We start from the raw sequence: 23,669 nt of genomic DNA, 5'->3' as shown, positions 1-23,669 counted from the left end.
CATAGAGATTTAGATTTAAGGTTAGAAGAATTGTGGAAGTCGTGAGACTTCCCTTTTTTCATCTTAACGTTTGCTATCCTTTCTTTATTTATATGTTTCCCTAAGTGTGTTACAAAAAAAATAAAAGGATAAGTAAACCTAAAAAGCCATCTTCGTGAGAAGGGGCTTTTTTATTTTATACCAATTCGAGTCTGTTTACTATTGAATCGAAAGCTTTATTTGCACATATCTTTCATATTAAAATAAGTAGAGACGGATTAACTTCTTCTTTTATTTGCTCATCCTTTGTAAATGTTTATCTGGAACCAAGGGGAACTTGAAATTTAAAGGATGTGATTTGGATTACTAAGCTAGTCATTCGGTATGATCCTAAACCATGAAAGCTTTCATTAATCGGTATGATACGCTATTTTTCTATGCTAGGAGTTGTTTCTTGAGAACTACTTAATTTTCGGCTTCTTTTGTACACCGTACAATATCCATATGGCCGATCTGTGTCCAAAATTTCATCTTTAGGGTTTGATAGAAGTACTTTGCACAATGATACATCACTTTATGTTATAGTCACTTTTTTGTATATCGCGCTGTTTATCAGTGAGTTATTTTGCGTCTTCTTTTTAATATCACTTTATTCCGATGTTTGTTCCTGATTTCATCATCGGTGTGTGACATAAGTACTTTGTATGTTAAGGCTTCAGTTTGTTGTATTCGTCACATTCTTGCCTTTTTCTCAGGTGTTTCTCCCTTATGAAACAAAATTCTCTTCGTGATGAAACAACTGTTTCACCCTTATGAAACAAAATTCTCATGCCTATGAAACAGTTGATAACTCTGGATGAAACTAATTTTCGAGGCGGCGAAACTGTATACTCCTAACTGCTAGTTATGTAAAAGGACCCAATGAGTTGACTTTGTGTAGCTTCTACCTGTTATCAATTGACTTGTCTTTTTCTAGTTCTTTACGACTTAATACCGAAGAGGGTACTAAGTACACAGCTTTTGGAAATCGGTATTGTCTAGTGAATAGGTCAGTCTCAGAAAAGTAGGCGCATTGTATCGATTTGTCAATCAGTAGTTTGTGGTAAAAAGTGACTATGACTAGATATGCTTTTCCATTCTATCACTGACTTAAATTGCGTAATTTACTGATTAATTAGTTTATAGATGTAGTCTATCGTCCTAGATTTCATGCTGATCTCAGTTGCATACATTCTTCTGCCTGCATACTTCTACGACGTTTTGTGGTGAAGTGTGTCTGTATATATAATGTAGGACTCCCCTTAACTTTCCCGAGTCTAAACTGAAGCGGGAATAATTAAGAGGAGTCCTTTTATAAGAAGTTGTATCAGTCGATTAATTAATCAGTTTTGATTCAACTCCTTTTGATTAATTGGATTAATCCAAAATGATAGGTTTGTACTTTGGTACTAATGCCTTCATAACAATCCAACCGGTAAGGTAAGCTAATGCACATATGCAGAAGATTATAAAGTAACCGGCAGGTTTTCCTTGGAAGCCCATAAATGTCATTTGTGTGGCATCTGCATGCGTAAACAACATACCCGATCCCTTATTAATAAGGAAAGCACCTACACCTCCTGCCATACCGCCGATACCTGTTACAGTTGCAATGGCTGTTTTGGGGAACATATCACTTACAGTAGAGAATATGTTGGCTGACCATGATTGGTGAGCAGCACCGGCAATACCGATAATGATAATAGGGAACCAATAAGCATGTTCACCGAATACTTCTTTATTTCCCAATGGTTGGGCAAACAAAGCTAATAGAGGGAAGAATGCAAAGATCAGCATCGCACGCATACGGGCGGCATATGGATCCATTCCGGTTTTATTCATAATGATCGTTGGAAGTTTACCACCGTAGATAGACAACATGGTGATGGCGTACAGTACAAAGATCAAAGACATGGCTGTTCCGCTATCAGAAGAGAATCCGTATACATCACTAATGTAAGCCGGAGTCCAGAAAAGGAAGAACCACCATACACCGTCTGTCATGAACTTGCCGAAAGCAAAAGCCCAGGTTTGTTTATAGGTAAAGCATTGCATGAAACTCATTTTCTTTTCCTCTTTCTCGGTAGTGGATGATTGAGGTACTGTTTCATTGTCTTGCTCGATATAGTCTAATTCTGCTTGGTTTACATGCTTGCTCTTAGAGGGTTCGCTATACATAAATACCCACATAGCCATCCAGATAAAACCAAGTGCACCAATTACGATAAACGCCATTTCCCAACCATTTCCAACACCGATTCCTTTGAAATACTTAGCAAGCAACGGAATGGTTAACGGAGCGGCAAGAGCTCCTACGGTTGCACCGGCATTGAAGATACTGGTTGCATAGGCGCGGTCTTTTTTAGGGAAATATTCAGCGGTTACTTTGATGGCTGCCGGAAAGTTACCGGCTTCTCCAAGTGCTAAAACGAATCGGGCAGCAATAAAGAAGTATACACTGACAGTAGCAATTGTGAGCGCTAAAGTTGATCCTGCTTGTACAGCAATCAGCGCATCTGAGCTTTCAACACCTACCCATAGTTCGGTGGCGTATCCACAAACGGCATGGAGACATGCGCCTACCGACCATACACCGATAGCCCATAAATAACCTTTTTTAGTACCCATCCAGTCGATGAAACGTCCGGCAAATAACATACTAAAAGCATAGATGATAGAGAATACTGAGGTAATTGTTCCGTAGTCGTTGTCGGTCCAATGGAATTCGGGAGCGATAAAATCTTTCCAAGTCAAAGAGAGGACTTGGCGGTCGAGATAGTTAACTGTAGTAGCGAAAAAAAGCATGGCGCAGATTGTCCATCTGTAGTTTGTCTTTTTCTCGCCTGTTTTTTGAGATGCATTCATGATAGCGGATTTAAATAATTTTTAGTTTGCTGACAAAGGTCGGTATTTCTGCTGGGAAATATTTGTAATATTTGGTCGAATTCATGTATTAATCGTTAAATAACATTGCAACTCAAGTGTTTTCATGCTGTTATTTTCAAATCATACAAAATTCTGGTGGGGGATAAAGGTTACTAAAATGCAGAAAAGCTCCATCCTCTTTTGTGAAGAGAATGAAGCTTTCTGATATTATAAATATAGTTCAGAGGGATGCACTGAATTAGCGCATTTCTGTATATTTGATCTTGTCCATATCGCCGTAATCGAGGTTTTCACCTGCATACCCCAGATAAACATATAGTTGCTTGTTCCGGCAGCAGCGTGGATAGACCATTCAGGAGCCATGATAGCTTGTTCATTATGCATCCAAACGATACGCTCTTCTTGTGGTTCACCCATAAAGTGACAGATTGCGTTATCTTGAGGAACATTGAAGTAGAAGTAAGCTTCAACACGACGAGCGTGTACGTGAGCCGGCATTGTATTCCATACGCTTCCTGCTTTCAGCTCTGTCAATCCCATTTGTAGTTGACATGGACCTTCTTCCAATACGTTGTTTACGATTAATTGGTTGATCACGCGGTCGTTGCTTTCTTCCATCTTACCTGCTGCGAACGAGTTAGCTTTCAATGAGCCTTTGCGTCCGTCAATAGTAATCAGCTGAGTCTTATACTCTTTGTGAGCAAGAGCTGAGTTGATATAGAATTTAGCCGGATTGCTGGAATCTTTGCTTTTGAAAGTAACTTTTTGTTTGCCTCTACCTACATAGAGAGCTTCTTTAAAGTTCAGCGTATATTCTTTGCCATCCACAGTTACGATACCTACACCACCTACGTTAATCACACCTAATTCGCGTGAAAATAAGAAGTAAGGAGCTTTCAGAGGATCGATTGTTTCCAATACCAATTCTTTAGTAGCAGGTACTGCACCACCGAAAATGAATCGGTCGTACATTGAGTAAGTTACATTAATTTCGTTTGGCACCATTACCTTTTCCATCAAGAAGCTGCCACGCAGACGGTTTGTGTCGTACGTCTTTACATCTTGCGGGTTGCAAGCTACCTGCATCTTGTAATTCACCTGGGCTGAAGCAGATACTGCTGCAAGACCCAACATCATTGCAATTGCTAATTTCTTCATTTTTAAAAACTTTATATTAATACAATTTATATTGTTTGATTTTTTGCGGCTGCATCATTTCTAGTCATACGGATACGGTTGTAAATAGCCATTCCGAGTGCAAGAACTACTAAAATAATGGGGCCGATTATTTTTACGGTGTAAGTCAGGTGGAAAATACCCCAGCAGAAAAGGCTGGAAGCGAAGTCCAAAGCTCCTCCTTGGAAACCTTCGGGGATATTAACCGTTGGGTCGCCTGTAGCTAAATATACATCTTTAGCAGCAGCGGTAAAGAACCCGGCTAATTCAGTTACAAAGTATAAACCTACAATTAATGCTACTAAGCCAATGATGAATGATTTTATAACATTACCGTTTGTAATAGGTAGAATCATCGGGAATAAGTAGAACATACCTGCCAGAGATGCCAGTGGTAAAAACTGGTTGCCAGGTAGGATAACTGCTAAGAAGATAGTTACCGGAATCAAAAGTAGTGAAACAACCAAAGTTGTCGGGTGTCCGATAACCAATGCAGGGCTCATACCGATATTCAGACCGGTACTGTTTTTGTATTTCTTGGCGATTAATTCGCGTGTTGCATCCGAAATAGGTTTCAAACCTTCAATAAATAAGCTAGTGATACGCGGAATCAATTCCATCACAGCCCCCATTTTAATACCTAATCCTAAAATTGCGGGGATACTGTCTAAAGCTTCTTTCCAACTACTGCATCCCAATGCGCCGATACCACAACCGATTACGATACCTAAGAATAATGGCTCACCCATTAATCCGAATTTCTTCTTCATTCCTTCCGAGTCGATATTGAGTTTGTCGAATCCGGGGATCTTATCCAATAATTTGTTGATTACAATAGCGAATGGTACAAAGCTTTGGCAAAATGGTTGTGGAATGGATATTCCCTCCATCTTATCATAGAACTTTTGAAAAGCCGGTGCTGTCATATCGGCCATTACTAAGGTTATGATGTAGCAAATGATAGCGGCGAAAAAGCCCCAAAGAATACTTCCGGAAGCAAAATAGACAATGGCACCGATAAAGCAAAGTGCCAATAGTTCCACAAGTCGATATTTACAGTACGGGTTGTTTTGGTTAATAACATGATTAGGTTAACTCCTAAACAAACGGGAATAATGAGCGCACCTACCGATGTGTTATAGGCTACTGCTGCTGCAGAAGGCCATCCCATATCGAATATACCCAATTCTAGTCCATAGATTTCGACCATTTTACTTAAGGCGGGGCCTAAACTGCTGGTCAACAAAGCTGTAACAACTGATAAGCCGACAAAACCGACTCCTACCAGAAGCCCACTTTTAAGTGCCTTGGCGAACTTAATACGAATACATACTCCTAAAATCGTGAAGATAACCGGCATCATTACAGCCGCACCTAATCCGATGATGTACTTAAAGACTTCTTCCATTCTATACTCTATTAATGATAAATTACTGTGTTTCTCTGAGGGGAAAAGTTGTAAATCGGCTCAAAAGTACTATCTTTTCTGATTTAAACCAAAATGAAACTCTTAATTTATTAGATATTGCATTAAAAATGGACATATTTGACGTTTGCGTGCACAAAAATGATTGTTTTCGTGCACGAAAAACAAATAATCCACCTTCTTAACTAAAAACTACTAACCGTTTTGAAAGAAAAGCGCTACTTTCGTAACATAAATAGAACGATGTATAATCCTTATAATAACAAACCATGAAACGAAACTTTTTTTATGCTCTTTTTTCCTTAGGAGTATGTCTAACTTTAGGCAATTCGGCCTCTGCACAACAGGTTGATGCGAAACTTCCCTGGTCGGTGCGAATCACTGAATCGGAAATGATCCGTTGGCCTGAATCTTGGCAGCTCGATTTTCAACCGAAACTGAAATGGGACTATTGCCATGGGCTGGAATTGCAAGCGATGTTGGATGTCTATGATACCTATGGTGATCAGAAAATTGCTGATTATGCGATTGCTTATGCCGATACCATGATACACGACGACGGGAGCATTACTGCTTATAAACTTTCTGAGCAGAGTCTCGATCGGGTAAACTCCGGCAAAATGTTATTCCGTATCTACGAACAGACTAAAAATGAAAAATATAAGAAAGCGTTAGACTTACTGTATAGTCAGTTTGCCGTGCAACCTCGCAATGCAGACGGTGGATTCTGGCACAAAAAGATTTATCCGAATCAAATGTGGCTTGATGGACTTTATATGGGAGCACCTTTCTACGCTGAATATGCTTTCCGCAATACTCGTCCGAACGACTATGCCGATGTAATCAATCAATTCATCACTTCCGCTCGCCATACCTACGACCCGAAAAACGGTCTTTATCGTCACGCTTGTGATGTGAGCCGCACGGAACGTTGGGCAGATCCGGTGACTGGACAGTCCAAACATAGTTGGGGACGTGCCATGGGATGGTATGCGATGGCGTTGGTCGATGCTTTGGATTTTATACCTAAACATGAAGCCGGTAGAGATTCCGTGCTCGCTATCCTGAATAATGTTGCTGTACAAGTGAAAAGACTGCAAGATCCCAAAACCGGAGGATGGTATCAAGTATTGGATAAAAGTGGTGAGAAAGGAAATTATCTAGAATCATCTTGCTCGGCTATGTTTGTTTACAGCATGTTTAAGGCTGTGCGCATGGGATATATCGATAAATCTTATTTAGATGTGGCTTTGAAAGGATACAAAGGTTTTCTGGAAAACTTCATTCAAGTAGATAAAAACGGTTTGGTAACAATAACAAGAGCTTGTGCAGTTGCCGGGCTTGGTGGTAAAGTGTATCGCTCGGGCGATTATGAATATTATATCAATGAAACGATTCGGGATAATGATCCTAAAGCGGTAGGTCCGTTCATTATGGCCTGTCTGGAATTCGAACGTCTACAAAAATAACATCGATATATGAAAAGAAATATTTTAGGGATAGCAATCTTATTTGCTATCCTTGGCTTGGGTAGTAGCGACCTTTGTGCGCAACAACAGCAGCAAGATACAATTGTCGTAGCTCGTGATGGCACAGCTAAGTATCGCACGGTTCAGGAAGCTGTTGAATCGGTACGCGCTTTTATGGATTATACAGTTACCATTTATATTAAAAAAGGTGTGTATAAAGAAAAGGTGGTCATCCCTTCATGGGTCAAGAATGTGGAACTGGTTGGCGAAAATGCCGAAAATACCATCATTACTTACGATGATCATGCAAATATCAACAAGATGGGAACCTTTCGGACTTATACAGTAAAGGTGGAAGGGAATGCTATTACTTTTAAAAACCTGACGATCGAAAACAATGCGGCTCCTTTGGGGCAGGCTGTTGCTCTACATACCGAAGGAGATCAATTGACGTTTATTAATTGTCGTTTCTTAGGCAATCAGGACACCATATATACTGGGGCTGAGAAAACTCGTTTGTTGTTTACAGGTTGCTATATCGAGGGGACAACCGACTTTATATTTGGTCCGGCAACTGCCTTGTTCGAGAATTGTGAGATTTATAGCAAACGCGATTCGTATATTACCGCCGCCTCAACTCCCAAAGTGGCCGAATATGGTTATGTTTTTAAGAACTGCAAGCTGACAGCTTCATCGGACGTGAAGAAGGTTTATCTGGGACGTCCTTGGCGCCCATACGCTGCGACTGTTTTTCTTAATTGTGAATTTGGAAAACATATTCGTATCGAAGGGTGGCATAACTGGGGCAATCCGGAAAATGAAAAAACGGCTCGCTATGCCGAATATGGTAATACCGGTGAAGGAGCAAATATAGAAGGGCGCGTAAAGTGGTCCAAGCAGCTGACTAAAAAAGATGCCGGACAATATACCCTACAAAATATATTTAAAGAAGGCAGCGTTTGGATACCGTCAATCTAATTAATAGGGTTGTTTATCCTATATTTCGGATCTTTGGATAAAGTAAAATAGAATTTACACATGAAAGATTAATAAGTACACATAAAGCCCACCCCTTTCAGATACTTTTGTGCTTGATAACGGTTAGTTATCAACCTATTGTTAATTTTAAAATTTAAAACAATGAAAAAAGGCAAAAGTCCTGCGAGGGGGAGTACTTTTCTCTCGAGCAAGTATTTATTTTCGCTGCTAACAGCGTTCGTGTTATTCTTTTCTATATGGGGATGTAAATACAATGATGATGAGTTATGGGATGAGATTGGAGGGATCAAAGATGAACTTGCAACTATTAAATCTCAAATCAACTCTTTACGTGCGCTTGTGGATGCTGCAAATAACGGCAAGTCCATAACGGAAATCAAACAAACAGAAATAGGCTATACGATCACCTTTAGTGATGGGCAGACGATTGAGATCAATCATGGTCAGGATGGTGCGGACGCTCCGGAAATAGGCATTGCTCTTCATGAAGGCGTTTATTATTGGACGAAGGGTAAGGGAACTAACAATTGGCTGACTGACACCTCCGGTAATAAAATAGCTGTTGCCGGGACCGATGGAATCACTCCGAAGATGAAAATCGATGAAGGGTATTGGTATGTTTCGGTAGATAATGGTGCCAATTGGGAGAAATTAGGAGCAGCTACTGCGGAACAAGCAGGCAGTTCTTTCTTTACCGATGTTACTCATGACGATGATTACGCTTGTTTCACGTTGAAAGACGGTACAAAACTAAAAATTCCGATGGCTATCCGGTTGAAGATAGAACTTGCTGCTACAAGTCTGTCAATGGAATCCGGCAAAGAAGTCAAAGTCGCCTATAAACTTCTGAATGCGACAGGCGAAACCCAAGTGGAAGTTATATCTTCGGAAGCTGTTAAAGCAAGAGTTATTGATCCGAAAGCTTCTGAGGGAGAAATCTCACTTTATACCAATAATTTTGATGCGATTGACGAATATACGAAAGTCATCGTATTAGCCAGCGACGATGTTCGCGTAGCAATATCCACTATAACATTTAATAAGGAGGAGGGAGTTCTTCAGATCACCGAAACCCATGAAGTCAGTGCGGATGAGCAGCTGCTTACGATTTCGGTAGAGACGAATCTAATAAGTTATGATATTGAAATAGAAGAAGCTGCGAAAACGTGGCTGTCCAAATCCCTAACTCAGACGAGAGCCATTCGTACGGAGACAGAAGTTTTTAAAGTAAAAGCAAATAGCAGTAATGAAATGCGTTCGGCAATTGTCACCTTCACCGGAGGAGATATTGTTCGCAAAGTTGTGGTCTTTCAGCTGGCAGGAAATGATAATCCAGGTCCGGTGGACCCACCTGTAGGGAATGTGGAAATAGATAAACTTTATGGATATGCTATTGCCACTACCGGTGGTGAAGGAGCAACTTTGGCTAACACTTTCCATTTTGACGACGGTACTTGCTTCCGCGATTATTTGAAGTTGCGTGAAAAGAATAAAGACACCACACCAGCCATTATCTATTTGAGTGGGAAGTTTACTAAAGATCAAGGCCGTGGCAGTGGCAGTCCTTGGTTCGATATTAAAGATACACACAACCTTTCTATCTATGGAGTCAAAGGCTTTGTGATGCAGAATGTGGGTTTCTTCCTCAAGCGGGCAAGCAATATTATGATTCGTAATATCCACATCCAACAACCTAAAGCAGACAATGGGGCGGATGGAATATCCATGCAGGAATGCAACAACATTTGGGTAGACCACTGTACGTTCGAATCGATGAATCAGATTAAGGACTATGAAGATGGTTCGTGCGATATAACGCATGCCACATACAATGTGACTGTATCTTGGTGCCATTTTATAAAGACGCAGAAAACCTGCTTGGTAGGACACTCCAATAGTGCTACTGCCGACACTCAGATTACAGCAACATTCCATCATAACTATTTTGATCTTTCCAATTCACGTCATCCGCGGGTGCGTTTCGGAAATGTACATGTGTACAATAACTATTTTAAGGAAGTATCGACTTATGGAGTGGGTAGTGCTTACGGTGCCAAGGTATTGGTTGAAGACAACTTCTTTGAAGCTGTTCGTTTGCCGATTGATATCTGTACGTATCCGGCCAAGCCTAGTGGGAGCAGTTGGGTTTCTAATCTGACAGGAAGCGTTGCCGGCTATGTTTATGAACGTGGAAATACGTATGCCAATAAACCTGAAAATGCCGGAGATGTTTATCCGTTTACTAATTTGGAATATAAAGCGTATAATGGGGAGAAGCTAGCTACACCTTATACACATAACGACTTCAAGCCGACTTATGAATATGTAGTAGATGAAACAGAACAGCTTCCGGCAATTGTTCCCTCATCTGCCGGTGCCGGTAAACTTGCCAAATACGATACAGCTCCTATTGACGTGAACAACGCAGGATTAACTCCGAATCCCGGAGAACCTGAGCCGGGAGAACCGGAACCGGGTGGAAATGACTTAAGCAATGGTTGGAAATGGATCTCTTATGGAGGCAGTACAGTACTACCTGCTACTTCTTCCGGTGTACTGACGCTTGAAGCGAATGGCAAATTCGAAGGCTCTAATCAAGTGTTCGGGTTTGTTTATCAGGAAGTAACCGGGGATTTTGTGGCAACAGTTCAGGTAGACTCTTATGAAACGGCATCTACCAGTAATCAGTCTCTTGCCGGACTGATGATTACTCCGGATTTCGCTGCGGCTGGAGCCGATTTCTTACATTGCATGGCAGCACAAGGTCATAGTACAACCTTTTATCGTTCAACCCGGATGGTGTCCGGAAGCTCTAATCGTGGTGGTTTGACTGCGCCGGACGCTATCAATGAAGGTGTTAAACCAATTCTTAAAGTTACACGTTCGGGCAATGAATGCACCCTTAGTTATTCGCGTGATGGTGGTGTTACTTTTGGAAAGGTTAATGCTGCAACATTTACGGATCTTGCCGATACTGTTTATTTGGGACTGGCATTAAGTAGTGGCAACAGTAAAGCTACTGCCAAAGGGGTATTCAGTAACTTTGTTCTGAATGATGAGCCAATGGATTTTTGATGACTGCGAATCATAAAAGAATAGAAAGAATCATATGGAGTAAATACTAGTTAATAGTATTACTTCGATGAAACTTATGCGGGGGGATTGTCAGTTAATGGCGTTCCCTCGCTTTGTTATAATAGACGGTTGGTGTATGACTCAATCAGGCGAGTTATCTATAATTAGTAACTGATAAGTTGCATCCTAAGTCCGGTTTACATCATGTAGCGTGGATCTCAATATTCAGTTTTATAGAATAAAATTACTTAATTAAACAATTATTCCACCTAAAGGAACTAATTATCTTCTGCTTCTTTCCTAAAAACTTTGTAATATTGCATCTTCTAATTGATATGCGATATAAACAAATAACAAACCATGAAAAAGATAAACCAGCTGACGCTATTACTTACTTTTCTAATTCTCTTTTCTGCTTTTCGGGCAGACCGGTCTACAATAACTGTTTTTATGATTGGCGACTCAACCATGGCAAATAAAAAGCTCGATGGGGGAAGTCCTGAGCGAGGATGGGGAATGATGCTTCCCGGCTTTTTCAGTGAAGATGTGGTTGTTGATAATCATGCACAAAATGGACGTAGCTCTAAGAGTTTTATAAGCGAAGGCCGCTGGGAAAAGGTTCTTTCAAAAGTGAAGAAGGGCGATTATGTTTTCATTCAGTTTGGTCATAATGATGAAAAGACAGACTCAACACGCCATACTGTCCCCGGAACTACATTCGATGCCAATCTACGTCGATTTGTGAATGAAACGCGTGCAAAAGGAGGGATACCAGTTTTGTTTAACTCCATCGTAAGACGTAATTTTGTACGTGCTTCGGATGAATCTATTAGTAAAGATGCCCGGAAAGAACCCGGAAAAGAATCATTGCCTACCGAAGGAACGCAATTGTTTGATACGCACGGTGCTTACCTTGACTCACCTCGCAATGTGGCGAAAGAAATGGGGGTGGTTTTCATCGATATGAATAAAATTACGCATGATCTCGTACAGGGACTTGGACCGGTGGAGTCGAAGAAACTATTCATGTGGGTGGAGCCTAACACGGTACCTGCCTTACCTAAGGGACGCGAAGATAACACACACTTGAATGTGTATGGCGGACGTGTTGTAGCCGGATTGGCTGCTGACGCTATCAGTCAAGCTATTCCCGAATTGTCGAAATTTGTTAGACGCTATGATTATGTGGTAGCGCAAGATGGCAGTGGAGATTTCTTTTCTATCCAGGAAGCGATCAATGCGGTACCCGATTTTCGCAAAAATGTGCGTACCACTATTCTGATTCGCAAAGGAACTTATAAAGAGAAGGTTGTGATTCCTGAAAGCAAGATTAATGTATCGTTGATTGGCGAAGACGGAGCTGTGCTGACTTACGACGATTTTGCCAATAAACCAAACGCTTTCGGTGAGAATCTGGGTACTTCCGGTTCTTCAACTTGCTATATTTATTCGCCGGACTTTTATGCAGAGAACCTGACTTTTGAGAATAGCTCGGGCCCGGTGGGGCAGGCCGTTGCTTGCTTTGTGTCCGGTGATCGTGTTTATTTCAAAAACTGTCGTTTCCTGGGATTCCAGGACACACTTTACACATATGGCAAGAATAGTCGTCAATATTATGAGAACTGTTACATTGAAGGTACGGTAGATTTCATCTTCGGTTGGTCTACGGCCGTGTTTAATAAGTGTCACATTCATAGTAAAGGAGATGGATATGTTACTGCTCCTTCTACCGATCAGGGGAAAAAGTATGGATACGTATTCTTTGATTGCCGCCTTACAGCTGATGCGGGTGTAGAAAAAGTGTTTCTCTCTCGTCCATGGCGTCCTTATGCGCAGGCTGTCTTTGTTCGTTGTGAACTTGGTAAACAGATTGTTGCCAAAGGATGGAATAATTGGGGGAAGAAAGATGCCGAGAAAACGGTTAATTATGCTGAGTATGAAAGTCGTGGAGCGGGAGCTAATCCAGAAGCGCGTGCTGCCTTCTCTCATCAATTAAAAAGTCTGAAAGGCTATGAACTGGAATCCATATTGGTGGGAGAAGATGGTTGGAACCCAACGAAGGATGGTCATAAACTAATAGAAGTTAAGCGTTGATATATAAGTTTGATTTGATTTTTATTTTATACTCGATTCTGTTAAATAGACTGTAAGAGTACGATGGAGAAGTGAGTTTTTTCTATCTTTACGCCATAGAATCGAGTAAAATAATGAAAAGAATCTTATATACAATTATATTTTTGTGGGTTGCTGTAACATATACACATGCCCAACAACATTGCTTTTTTACCCATTATTCGACTGAAGATGGTTTATCCCAAAATACAGTAATGAGTATTTTGCAGGATCACAAAGATAATCTTTGGTTTGCAACCTGGGATGGTATTAATCGCTTTGATGGTTATACATTTAAAGTTTATAAAGCACGCCAAGGAAACTATATCAGTCTGGCTAATAACCGAGTCGATCGTTTATATGAGGACTGTAATGGCTTCCTATGGCTGATGACCTATGATAATCGTGTTCACCGCTTTGATCCGCGAACGGAGACTTTTGAGCAAGTTCCGAAAGCGGGTGATAAGGGCAGTTACTTAAATATTCATCGCGTAGAAGTCTTGGCTAACGGAACCGTATGGCTCTTTACGGAAAATGATGGGGCGATTCGGGTTACTATTTCTGAGCAAGGCTCACGCTTCTCTTGCGATATCTATTCGGCTGAGTCCGGTCTGTTTCCTGCACTTTATGTAAACCGGGTATATCTGGATAAAGCCGGTAATGAATGGCTGCTGACCGATAATGGGCTAGGCATGATCCCGGCCGGTGAGAAGCGTGCTATTTCTTATTTCGTCGATACCAGTGAAAAGGCTAAAGGCTTAAAACAGGCTTTCTATGCGTGATGGAGACAGAGACAGATCTTTGTTTCGGTTCAGATAGAGGACGGATTTGGTGTTATAAGAAGAAAGATGGAGAGTTCAGCTTGTTGGAGATCCCGACTAAAGCGCGGGTGACCTCAATTCATATGGCAACTTCTACTCAGGCTATTGTAACCACTGATAAGGATGGTTTCTTTAGCCACAACCTAAAGACAAAAGCCAACATACATTACTCCCCTATAACTTGTAAGGAACTGCCCGATAAACCGATTTTGTCGGCTTATGTCGATCGACATAAGGAGGTGTGGTTTGAGCAGGAAGAACCTGGTGTTGTCGCCCATTTCAATCCGGCTACTGGCATTGTTAAGTGTGAGCGTGTAAAGACCGAATATTCCAGTGCTGAGCGTTCACGTCCCGCTTTCCATATCCACGAAGATGTGAATGGATATCTTTGGGTGCACCCATTTGGCGGTGGCTTTTCTTATTTTGATAGAGAAAAAAATAGTCTTGTTCCTTTTTATAATGAACTAGGGAGTCGTGAATGGAAGTTCTCCAATAAGATTCATTCAGCCTTTTCAGATAAACAAGGCAACTTATGGCTTTCGTCTCACACAAAAGGATTGGAAAAGATAACCTTTCGAAATGTTCCTTTTTCCATGTTGACTCCCGAGCCACACGAATATGAATCCATCAATAATGAGGTCAGATCCCTTTTTGAAGATAAAGAAGGCAACTTATGGGTTGGGTTGAAGGATGGAATGATCCGTGTTTACGATGCTCATCGAAAGTATATGGGATATTTGACTGCGTCCGGTACGATTTCTCTTTCGGGTACGCCGGTAAAAGGTACTGCCTATTTTATCATGCAGGACTCCAAAGGCATCATGTGGATAGCGACTAAGGGAGATGGTCTGATTCGTGCAGAGCGAACAGGAGAGACCTATAAACTGACACGCTTCCTGCACAATGAAGACGATATGTACAGCCTGAGTGATAATAATGTATATTGTGTATACGAAGATCACTACGGACGTATTTGGGTTGCAACATTTGCCGGAGGAATTAACTATTTGTCGAAGAGCAAAGATGGAGCGACGGTTTTTATCAACCATCGGAATAACCTGAAAGGGTATCCCATTGATCCCTGTAATAAGACACGTTTTATTACATCTGACAATAATGGACACTTATGGGTGGGGACTACCACAGGGGCTATAACTTTTGCCGAAAATTTTAAAAAGCCGGAGGATCTTAAATTCTATCACTTCTCGCGAGTACCGAATGATACGAAGAGTCTGAGCAATAATGATGTGCATTGGATTCTGCCGACTCGTAAACAAGAAATATACTTGGCTACTTTCGGTGGTGGGCTGAATAAAGTGGTTTCGATCAGTAAAGACGGGCATGGTGAATTTAAGTCGTACTCGGTGATAGACGGGCTTCCTTCCGACGTGCTGCTCTCTATGCGAGAGGATTCTAAGGGATACCTTTGGTTGAGTACGGAGAATGGAATTTGCAAGTTCAATCCAAACGAGGAGAGGTTCGAGAATTTTGATGAGCGTAGCATTACTTTCCCGGTACGTTTTAGCGAAGCGGCTTCTACATTGACATCCAGAGGAGAGATGATGTTCGGGTCTAGTAACGGGATTTTTATATTTAGTCCGGACTCTATCCGAAAAAGTAGCTATGTACCGCCTATTGTCTTTTCGAAGTTAATGATTGCCAACCAAACAGTCGATCCGGGCGAGAACTCCCTGTTGACAGTTGATTTGGATGATACACGTGAACTCACACTTTCTCATGATGAGAATATCTTTTCTGTTCAGTATGCAGCACTCGACTTTACGAATCCGCAGAGTGTACAATATATGTATAAACTCGAAGGGCTGGAGAAGGAGTGGATACTGGCCGATAAGCAACGCAGTGTAACGTATACAAACCTTGCAAAAGGGCATTATGTGTTTCGGGTGCGGTCTACAAATAGCGATGGAGTGTGGGTAAACAACGAACGAACTTTGGATATTGTTATACTACCCTCGTTTTGGGAAACTCCGTTGGCATTCGTTTTGTATGTCTGTATGGTCTTATTGATTATATTCATAACCGTTTATATTCTGTTTACGATTTATCGACTGAAGCACGAAGTATCTGTGGAACAGCAGATCTCGGATATTAAACTTCGTTTCTTTACAAATATTTCACACGAACTACGCACCCCGCTTACTTTGATCGTTGGCCCGGTAGAACAAGTCCTGAGGAATGATAAACTTCCGGCCGATGTTCACGAACAGCTTGTTGTGGTGGAGCGGAATACCAATCGTATGCTTCGACTGGTAAACCAGATTCTGGACTTCCGGAAGATACAGAATAAGAAGATGAAGATGCAGGTGCAGCAGGTGGATGTTGTTTCATTTGTGCGTAGAGTGATGGAAAATTTCGAAGCGGTAGCCGAAGAACACCATATTGATTTTCTGTTTCAGGCCGAGAAAAGCCAGTTGTATCTTTGGTTGGATGTTGATAAGTTGGAGAAGATTGTCTTCAATCTACTTTCCAATGCATTTAAATATACGCCTAAAGGCAAGATGATCACAGTGTTTGTTCGAGAAGACGAGCATACTGTCTCCATTGGTGTGCAAGATCAAGGTATTGGTATTGCCGAAGGGAGGAAGAAATCACTGTTTGTTCGTTTCGAGAATTTAGTCGACAGACACTCTGCCGCCAATCAGGCTAGTACCGGCATCGGGCTGTCATTGGTTAAGGAACTGGTAGAGATGCATAAAGCTACCATTACCGTAGATAGCCATTTGGGAGAAGGGAGCTGTTTTAAGATTGATTTCTTAAAGGGCAAAGAGCATTACGACAAAGAAATTGAGTTTATTCTTGACGATACGGATGTACCATTGCGGATGGGACAAGTGGTTGATATAGCCAACTCCTCTATTCTATCTGAAACAACCGTGACTGATGAAGGTGAGACTTTCTCTGTTGTCTCAGAGGTCGAAGAGAGTGAGGTGCAGGAGACTGATGGTACTGAAATTATGCTGTTGGTTGAAGACAATCAAGAGTTGCGTAACTTTTTGCGAAGTCTTTTCTCATCGACTTATCGGGTTATTGAAGCAGTTGACGGTATCGATGGATGGAGTAAAGCCTTGAAATACTTACCGGATATTATCATCAGTGATGTGATGATGCCTGGCAAAGATGGTATTGAATTGACGCGAGAACTACGTGAGGAAATGACGACCAGTCATATTCCAATAATTCTTTTAACAGCTAAAACAACGATAGAAAGCAAACTGGAAGGATTGGAGTACGGTGCTGATGACTATATCACGAAGCCGTTTAGCGCTACCTATTTACAAGCCCGCGTGGAGAATTTATTGGCACAGCGGCGGAAACTGCAAGATTATTACCGGGATAGTTTGATGAGTATTGTTGTCTCTCCTGCTCAGCCGGTTGAGGTACCCGTTTTGGAGGAAGGAAATGTCGAAGAAGAGATTCTGCCTGAAGAGCCTATGATGCCCGAAATGTCTTCTAATGACCGGAAATTTATGGAGAAACTAGTTGAATTGATGGAGCAACATATAGATAATGGTGAGTTGGTTGTTGACGATTTAGTTCGTGAACTGGCCGTGAGTCGTTCGGTGTTCTTTAAGAAGTTGAAGACTTTGACCGGATTGGCTCCCATTGAATTTATCAAAGAGATGCGTATCAAACGGGCTGCTCAGTTAATTGAATCCGGAGAGTTTAATATGACTCAGATATCTTATATGGTAGGAATCAATGATCCTCGCTATTTCAGTAAGTGCTTCAAAGCTAAAACGGGTATGACTCCAACAGAATATCGGGATAAAATAGGAAGATAGCCCGATTGGCTGTCTTCCTATCTCTCTCCCTCCATACAAGAAAAAATATTTTATCTCTCATGCTCTCATTGTTTTTCGCTTAATAGGCAATAATTCAATGTGTTAGGCAATGAGAGGTACTTTTTCAAAGCGGTATCTCTCATCATTTTCCCGCATTTTTGCCCTTTTTTGGACGTATCTCTCATCATTTTTGAGGGATCTCTCATTCTTTTTAGCTGTATTCTGTCTTAGAGAGGACTTCATTTTAGCACTTTACTACTATACGCCCCATTAGGCAATTTACGAGACAAGCGAAAGCTAATTTATAAAAACAAGTTCATCTTCAATTTTAGTACAAGGTAACTTGAAAAGACGCCACTAGCTTGAAGGCGCAACAACCCATTGCCACCCGAATGTACCTTAGTGTCACAACAGTTCTTTATAGTTGGCACGACAGTGCACTGCGATGGCACAGTTGTGCCACCGGCTTGGCACAGTTGTGACACGGGCATGGCACAGTCTAATTCAGTACTTGTTTTCAGCAAGAACAGCCATGCAGAATCCAAAAAGGTATTACCTAAAACAACTCTTAGTAGGAGAAATAGTGTGTTCTACCGATTGTGGAAGTATCTAAATAAGACCCATAAAAAAACTAGGGTACCTCTGTTAGAAGCACCCTAGTCATTTTATTTAAAATTCTTGATTAGTACCATTTGGGAGCACCAATCTTTTCATAAATTAAATCTTCATTGGAGAGAGTAAAATCACCGTTTTCCAGATCCTTAAAGCCTGGGTCTAAGGTTGTGTACTTACCACTGACATCATTTTGTGCATTATTTACTGTACTACCAGTAAAATTGGGTGCATTAAAATAATTATTTTTACTCATTGTTGCCATATTAGTACTTGATTGATTTGTATAATATGCATTCGTGTTGGCTAGTATATTATTCGTAAAGGTTATATCATTTCCTTTCCAACGAACATAAAGTAAACGCTTTCCACTATTATTAGATACATTATTAAATGTATTATGATCCACTAATAAAACTGGGGCTGCCGAGAGATTAGCTGATTTATCATCTATCCGGAAAAAGTCTCGAGCAGTATTTGCACAGTTGTATACAGTATTGTTAGTGAAATTAACAACCTTAGCTGTTCCTTCACGACAGTCAAAGAAATCTCCACCTGTACAAACAATATCATAAATCGTACAATTGCTTATAGTGATTGATTCTGCTAATGCTGTAACATTCAAATACAAAAGCCCTTTTTCATAATTCCTGATGGTACATCCATTGATCGCAATATTTCCATATGACACACCGGCAGTATTGAATTGAATCGCTTGGTCTGCGTTTTTAGCAACATCTATCGCTTCATATCCATCTAAAATTAAATCTTTCAATTCGAACGACACGCCTGCTTCTAGTGAGATCAAAGCCGATAACACTGGTTTATCTGCCGGTTTGGCAGCTTTGATAGATATGTTTTTCTGGATAGATAGTTTTCCTGCTATATGCGTACCCGCTAACAGGGCAAATACATCCCCGTCTTTTGCTTCTGCGAGCATTGCACTTAAGTTATCATCGGGTTTAACGGGAATAGCACCTTCTAAATTCAGAAGTGTTTCAAATGTAGCTGTACCACGCGTCTTATTTCCATTTTTGAGCATGGCTGTGTATTTGGTCTCATCAGCTAGCCCCGTAATAGTAGCTGAACCAGAAGCGATATCACCAGCTGTTACTGTGTAGCTTATTTCTCCGGGAGTAAGCTCTATTTTTGTAGCAACTTGTCCGGCAGGCCAACGAAGTGTTACCTGAGTAGCTTCAATATCCTCGTCCACTACTGCATATAGAATTTGCTCTGCATCTGTTGAGCGTGTAGCGCTAACCCATTTGGAGTCGGCGATTCCTTCAGCTACACTTTTCACACGGATAGAATACGATGTTTCGCCTTCCAATCCATAAACGGTATAAGAACCTTTTTCAGATTCAAACGTAGCAACGGGAGTTCCTGCAAAATCGGGATCTTCCTTAAATACCTCGATTACATAAGATTGGGCCTTATCCATAGCATCCCACGTCAATTCGATGTCGACTTTGTTTCTAACTCTTGCAACCAGGTTGGTAGGAGACAATAGACGATCCAGATTCAATTCCTTCACATCGTCAATATCTTCACATGAGGTGAATGTTATGCTTCCTGACAGCATTGTGACGAAAGCAAATGCTGCGATTATATATTTTTTCATACTGTTCTAAATTAAGGTGTAATTAATTGCCATACCATGAATAATTCTCCAATAAGATGTTGGCGTCCAAATTATATTGGAAGATTGGCCAATACATAAACTTATCAGGATTTTGCACATAGATAGTCTCTATTTTATCATCTTTTAGATTATCTTCTTTTATCCACAGTGTGGCTGCTCCTTTACTATCGGTGTATTCGGTGAATCCCGTTGGCACATTTTCGGCAAGTTCGCCGTGGTTGAGACCAAATAGTTCCAGTCCACCTCCTACAATTGTCCGGGTTGTGCCGCCACGTGTCCATTTGTAATCAACATTCTTGTAGAATAAGCGGCCACTTAAATCGGCATATTCACCCGCTAAAGTACGGAGACGATACATTTTTTCTTTAGCTTCATCTAGTTTTACTTTTAAGAGATTCCAGCGAATCAAGTCAGCACGGCGTATAAATTCACCACAGAACTCAAAAGCACGTTCATCAACGATGGCATTGAACATCGCTGTTTTATCGCCTGATACATTGCTGACATATTGGTCCACTTCTGTACTCCAGTCGGCCTGATCAAATGCACGTTGACGAATTTGTTTTAAGTACGGAGCGGCAGCTGCTGCGCCGTTTAATTCATTTTCTAGTTCTGCTCTCATTAATACTATATCCGCATAACGCATATATTGCTTGTTAATACCGTCATCGTTGCCACTGGCTTTACGCTCCATCCATTCATAGCGAAGTTTACCAAAGTACCATGTGTTGAGAGAGTTAACTCCTTGGACACCCTTATCCCATTTGTAAGGTATACATGAAATATCTCTCCGTTTATCTTTGACAGAATAGTCGAAGAAGAAGAAGGGGGTAGGACCCGCTTGTCCACCTTGAGCAACGTCAGTCATGTCATCTGTTGTATTATGCTTGAGACCAAAAGTATATACCATACGTCCACGTGCAGAGGGTGCGTTAGCATAAGGTATTTCCCATAGAGATTCACTTCCTGCGGAGATTACATCCCGACAAATATCCTGAAAGATATCTTCGAATTTATCTTTTAACGCAACGTATACTCCTTCTTGATCCATCACATCTTTACATGCTTGAAGAGCGATAGGATATAATACTGATTTATCTAATTCCGGATCATTGCTTTTTTCAGAAGTACCGTTTGCTGTTAAAGAATAGCCTGATGCTTGTAGACAAACACGTGCTAAAAGGCCTTTTACAAAAGCTTTGTTGATACGTTCTGCTGTTTGAGTTATTGTAGATTCATTAGGCCAAGCAACCAAATTCTCCGCTTCTTGTAAATCTTTAATTAGCTGTTTGTAAATCTGATATTTGTCAGTTCTCGCCATGTATATAGTAGGCGTAGTAACAGGCTCAAAACGACTCGGCACATCTCCCCATGCATTGATAAGGTCAACGTAGGCCATGGCTCTTAAAGTAAGGCTTCGCCGTAGAGTTGTTTCAGTTTACTGTTAGTCAGGTCTGCTGAAGCTTTTAAGCCTTGGATTGCTAAGTTAGCCTTTTCAATTCCGTTATAAATATTGGACCAAGGCTCTTTGCTTTCGGCTATGTTCATTTGCGTATTATTTGGTAAAGCATTGAACGTTACCAAATGGGCTTTATCATCGCCTTTTTCTGAAGAATTATACCACTCAATGTCGGTATTCATTCCGTACCATGGTAAATAACGTGCCCGGTAATTCTGCTCTCCGTAATATGTGTATATACCTTTGATAGCTCCTTCGGCTAGGTCAGGGTCGGAGAAAATTACGCTATTCTCCAAAGAGGATGGAGATTTAGTGTCTAACAGGTCATCACAGGAAGTCATGAAAGCACTTCCACAAAATGACAATATGGCAATTGTTGTATATATTTTATTTTTCATTGCTATCTTAGTTTTAGAAGGTTAAATTCAAGCCAATTACGAACTGACGGCTCTTGGGGTATGCCGAATAATCAACGCCCGGAGTTAAAGCGGTCTTGGTGCGTGTAGACACTTCAGGATCGAAGCCGCTGTAGCTGGTTATGCAGAATAAATTATAACCTGTTGCGTAGAAGCGTAAATTCTGAATACCTACTTTTCTAGTCAAATCTACTGGGACAGTATATCCGATAGACAGAGAAGAAAGACGGAGGAATGAGCCGTCTTCAATGGCCCAATCAGTTAGTGTCATTTGACTCATCCAAGGAGACCACATGCTTGTATTAGCATTCATAGCAGCTAATTGAGTAGGGTCATTACAAATAGTTCCATCCGGGTTAAGATTGTTCCAGCGCGAGCCTTCAGCCATGACATCAATCATGTTACGGTATTTGTATTTACCGGCTGTTGTATATTCAATTTTGTTGGCGTTATAAATATCATTGCCAATGCTATAGGTGAAGTTGGCACTTAAATCAAAACCATATAAGCGTCCATTGATTGTGAAACCACCACTACAGAGCGGATTGGTATCACCAATCTTGGTAACATCCGAAGTAGTAACTTTATTGTCTTCACTACCGTCTACATTCTTCAACTTTAAGGCTCCCGGACGAAGATACTTTGCACCGCCGATAACCGAAGTATTGTCTACATTGCCTGGGGTTAGCTTCCACTTTCCATCAATGAAACCTTCAAAATCCGATACTTCATAACGACCGTCAGAAACATATCCATATATTTCTCCAACTGCATATCCGGGACGTACCATAAAGTCAGACGAAATTTCTGAGGAAGCCCATCCTGAAGCTGCTGGATATTGCTCAAGTCCACCTAATGAGTTTACTTTATTTTTATTGAAACCAACATTAGCACCCAGCTTAGACCATAATTCTTTTTATTGATTGGATTCCAGTTGAGAGTAACTTCCCAACCTCTATTTTCAGTCTCTCCAATATTACGGTATTGAGTAGAGTAGCCAACTCCTGATACCGGAAATTCGAGTAACAAGTCTTTGGTTGTATTCCAATAGTATTCTACAGTACCACTGAGCTTACCGTTCAACAAGGTGAAGTCTAAACCGAAGTTACGCGTATAGGTCGTTTCCCATTTCAAATCAGGATTCGTCATTGATGAACCTGTAGTCCAGAAGCTATTTACGTTGTTTATCCATCCGGTGTTGGGGCTTGTACCGCCTGACCAAATTGTACGGGTTTGATCACTGGGGATATTATTGTTACCGGCCGTACCGTAACTAGCGCGAATCTTTAAATCATCCAACCAAGAGTGGGTGCTTTCCATAAAACTTTCACTTGAAATACGCCAAGCTAAGGCAGCTGATGGAAAATATCCCCAACGATTGCCTTCGGAAAACTTAGAAGAACCATCAGCACGGAATGTCGCACTCGCCAAATATTTGCCTTCGAAATCGTAGTTTACACGAGCAAAATAAGAGAGGAGGATATCATCTGCATTGCGGAATTTATCTGTAGAGAAAGGAGTCCCTTGGGTCGATAAATTGAATGCTTGGTCTGCCGTGAATAATTTGGGGTAGAAGCGTACTTCATCCGTATCGACAGTACTTTTTATTTTAATTAATTCATGACCGGCTAAAGCGGTAAGATGGTGGCTGTCGTTTTTAAGTAGTTTCTTAAAATCGTAGTTTACAGTATTTGTGTTGCGGAATGTTTTTCTTTCATTTGAGATGAATAGAACAATCGGTTGAGCACTACTGTT

General features: G+C 41.0%; 12 protein-coding genes and 2 pseudogenes. 6 read left to right on the top strand and 8 right to left on the bottom strand.

Annotated elements, in window-relative coordinates; genetic code table 11:
- Nucleotides 1-1,395: 1,395 nt before the first annotated feature.
- From JCM10512_RS08720 to JCM10512_RS08710, 3 genes and pseudogenes are all read right to left on the bottom strand, one after another.
- On the bottom strand, nucleotides 1,396-2,883 hold the full coding sequence (locus tag JCM10512_RS08720; RefSeq protein ID WP_044162275.1) for an MFS transporter: 1,488 nt from the start codon (nucleotides 2,881-2,883) through the stop codon (nucleotides 1,396-1,398).
- A gap of 259 nt (nucleotides 2,884-3,142) precedes the next feature.
- Nucleotides 3,143-4,062, bottom strand: a pseudogene (kduI, locus tag JCM10512_RS08715) (5-dehydro-4-deoxy-D-glucuronate isomerase).
- Nucleotides 4,063-4,088: 26 nt separating this feature from the next.
- Nucleotides 4,089-5,488 (bottom strand): annotated as a pseudogene (locus JCM10512_RS08710) (PTS galactitol transporter subunit IIC).
- Between the two features lie 287 nt (nucleotides 5,489-5,775).
- On the opposite strand from JCM10512_RS08710, the gene JCM10512_RS08705 reads away from it, so the two are divergent.
- The 6 genes from JCM10512_RS08705 to JCM10512_RS08685 all read left to right on the top strand — a co-directional run bounded on the left by JCM10512_RS08705 (nucleotide 5,776) and on the right by JCM10512_RS08685 (nucleotide 17,785).
- Entirely contained in the window at nucleotides 5,776-6,975 is a 1,200-nt protein-coding gene (locus JCM10512_RS08705) for a glycoside hydrolase family 88/105 protein (protein WP_044162273.1), read from the top strand.
- 9 nt (nucleotides 6,976-6,984) lie between these two features.
- Nucleotides 6,985-7,953, top strand: coding sequence for a pectinesterase family protein (locus tag JCM10512_RS08700; RefSeq protein WP_044162270.1), 969 nt, complete (start codon nucleotides 6,985-6,987; stop codon nucleotides 7,951-7,953).
- Nucleotides 7,954-8,115: 162 nt separating this feature from the next.
- Complete coding sequence (locus tag JCM10512_RS21320) at nucleotides 8,116-11,049, top strand: pectate lyase family protein (protein ID WP_052517152.1); 2,934 nt, start codon at nucleotides 8,116-8,118, stop codon at nucleotides 11,047-11,049.
- Between the two features lie 360 nt (nucleotides 11,050-11,409).
- Nucleotides 11,410-13,143, top strand: coding sequence for a pectinesterase family protein (locus JCM10512_RS08690; RefSeq protein WP_044162267.1), 1,734 nt, complete (start codon nucleotides 11,410-11,412; stop codon nucleotides 13,141-13,143).
- Between the two features lie 113 nt (nucleotides 13,144-13,256).
- Nucleotides 13,257-13,943, top strand: a complete 687-nt coding sequence (locus JCM10512_RS25055; protein ID WP_439644367.1) for a ligand-binding sensor domain-containing protein — start codon at nucleotides 13,257-13,259, stop codon at nucleotides 13,941-13,943.
- Nucleotides 13,943-17,785 carry a hybrid sensor histidine kinase/response regulator transcription factor gene (locus JCM10512_RS08685; protein ID WP_439644366.1) on the top strand — a complete coding sequence of 1,281 codons (3,843 nt, stop codon included), beginning with the start codon at nucleotides 13,943-13,945 and terminating at the stop codon, nucleotides 17,783-17,785. The genes JCM10512_RS25055 and JCM10512_RS08685 overlap by 1 nt, the downstream gene beginning before the upstream one ends.
- Before the next feature lie 682 nt (nucleotides 17,786-18,467).
- Here the strand turns inward: JCM10512_RS08685 and JCM10512_RS08680 are convergent.
- The 5 genes from JCM10512_RS08680 to JCM10512_RS25045 all read right to left on the bottom strand — a co-directional run.
- Complete coding sequence (locus tag JCM10512_RS08680) at nucleotides 18,468-20,018, bottom strand: DUF4957 domain-containing protein (protein WP_044162265.1); 1,551 nt, start codon at nucleotides 20,016-20,018, stop codon at nucleotides 18,468-18,470.
- Between the two features lie 22 nt (nucleotides 20,019-20,040).
- The gene (locus JCM10512_RS25230) at nucleotides 20,041-21,438 is read right to left on the bottom strand and encodes a RagB/SusD family nutrient uptake outer membrane protein (protein ID WP_500778526.1); all 1,398 of its coding nucleotides are present in this window, start codon (nucleotides 21,436-21,438) and stop codon (nucleotides 20,041-20,043) included.
- A gap of 5 nt (nucleotides 21,439-21,443) precedes the next feature.
- Entirely contained in the window at nucleotides 21,444-21,896 is a 453-nt protein-coding gene (locus JCM10512_RS23660; RefSeq protein WP_500778525.1) for a RagB/SusD family nutrient uptake outer membrane protein, read from the bottom strand.
- A 13-nt stretch (nucleotides 21,897-21,909) separates the two neighbouring features.
- Nucleotides 21,910-22,704 (bottom strand): SusC/RagA family TonB-linked outer membrane protein, encoded by a 795-nt coding sequence (locus JCM10512_RS25050; RefSeq protein WP_439644365.1) that lies wholly within the window; start codon nucleotides 22,702-22,704, stop codon nucleotides 21,910-21,912.
- 71 nt (nucleotides 22,705-22,775) lie between these two features.
- On the bottom strand, nucleotides 22,776-23,669 hold an 894-nt coding region (locus JCM10512_RS25045; RefSeq protein WP_439644364.1), incomplete at its 5' end, for a TonB-dependent receptor domain-containing protein.

It is taken from the genome of Bacteroides reticulotermitis JCM 10512 (assembly GCF_000517545.1).
GTDB classification, from domain to species: Bacteria; Bacteroidota; Bacteroidia; order Bacteroidales; family Bacteroidaceae; genus Bacteroides; species Bacteroides reticulotermitis.
Note: the sequence above shows the minus strand (reverse complement) of the source record. Positions and strands in the feature narration are given on the sequence as shown.

What these genes read in the sequence shown, in the direction of transcription:
- JCM10512_RS08720 (WP_044162275.1), bottom strand. Translation starts at nt 2,883, where the DNA reads ATGAATGCATCTCAAAAAACAGGCGAGAAAAAGACAAACTACAGATGG.
- JCM10512_RS08705 (WP_044162273.1), top strand. Translation starts at nt 5,776, where the DNA reads ATGAAACGAAACTTTTTTTATGCTCTTTTTTCCTTAGGAGTATGTCTA.
- JCM10512_RS08700 (WP_044162270.1), top strand. Translation starts at nt 6,985, where the DNA reads ATGAAAAGAAATATTTTAGGGATAGCAATCTTATTTGCTATCCTTGGC.
- JCM10512_RS21320 (WP_052517152.1), top strand. Translation starts at nt 8,116, where the DNA reads ATGAAAAAAGGCAAAAGTCCTGCGAGGGGGAGTACTTTTCTCTCGAGC.
- JCM10512_RS08690 (WP_044162267.1), top strand. Translation starts at nt 11,410, where the DNA reads ATGAAAAAGATAAACCAGCTGACGCTATTACTTACTTTTCTAATTCTC.
- JCM10512_RS25055 (WP_439644367.1), top strand. Translation starts at nt 13,257, where the DNA reads ATGAAAAGAATCTTATATACAATTATATTTTTGTGGGTTGCTGTAACA.
- JCM10512_RS08685 (WP_439644366.1), top strand. Translation starts at nt 13,943, where the DNA reads ATGGAGACAGAGACAGATCTTTGTTTCGGTTCAGATAGAGGACGGATT.
- JCM10512_RS08680 (WP_044162265.1), bottom strand. Translation starts at nt 20,018, where the DNA reads ATGAAAAAATATATAATCGCAGCATTTGCTTTCGTCACAATGCTGTCA.
- JCM10512_RS25230 (WP_500778526.1), bottom strand. Translation starts at nt 21,438, where the DNA reads ATGGCCTACGTTGACCTTATCAATGCATGGGGAGATGTGCCGAGTCGT.
- JCM10512_RS23660 (WP_500778525.1), bottom strand. Translation starts at nt 21,896, where the DNA reads ATGAAAAATAAAATATATACAACAATTGCCATATTGTCATTTTGTGGA.
- JCM10512_RS25050 (WP_439644365.1), bottom strand. Translation starts at nt 22,704, where the DNA reads ATGGTACGTCCCGGATATGCAGTTGGAGAAATATATGGATATGTTTCT.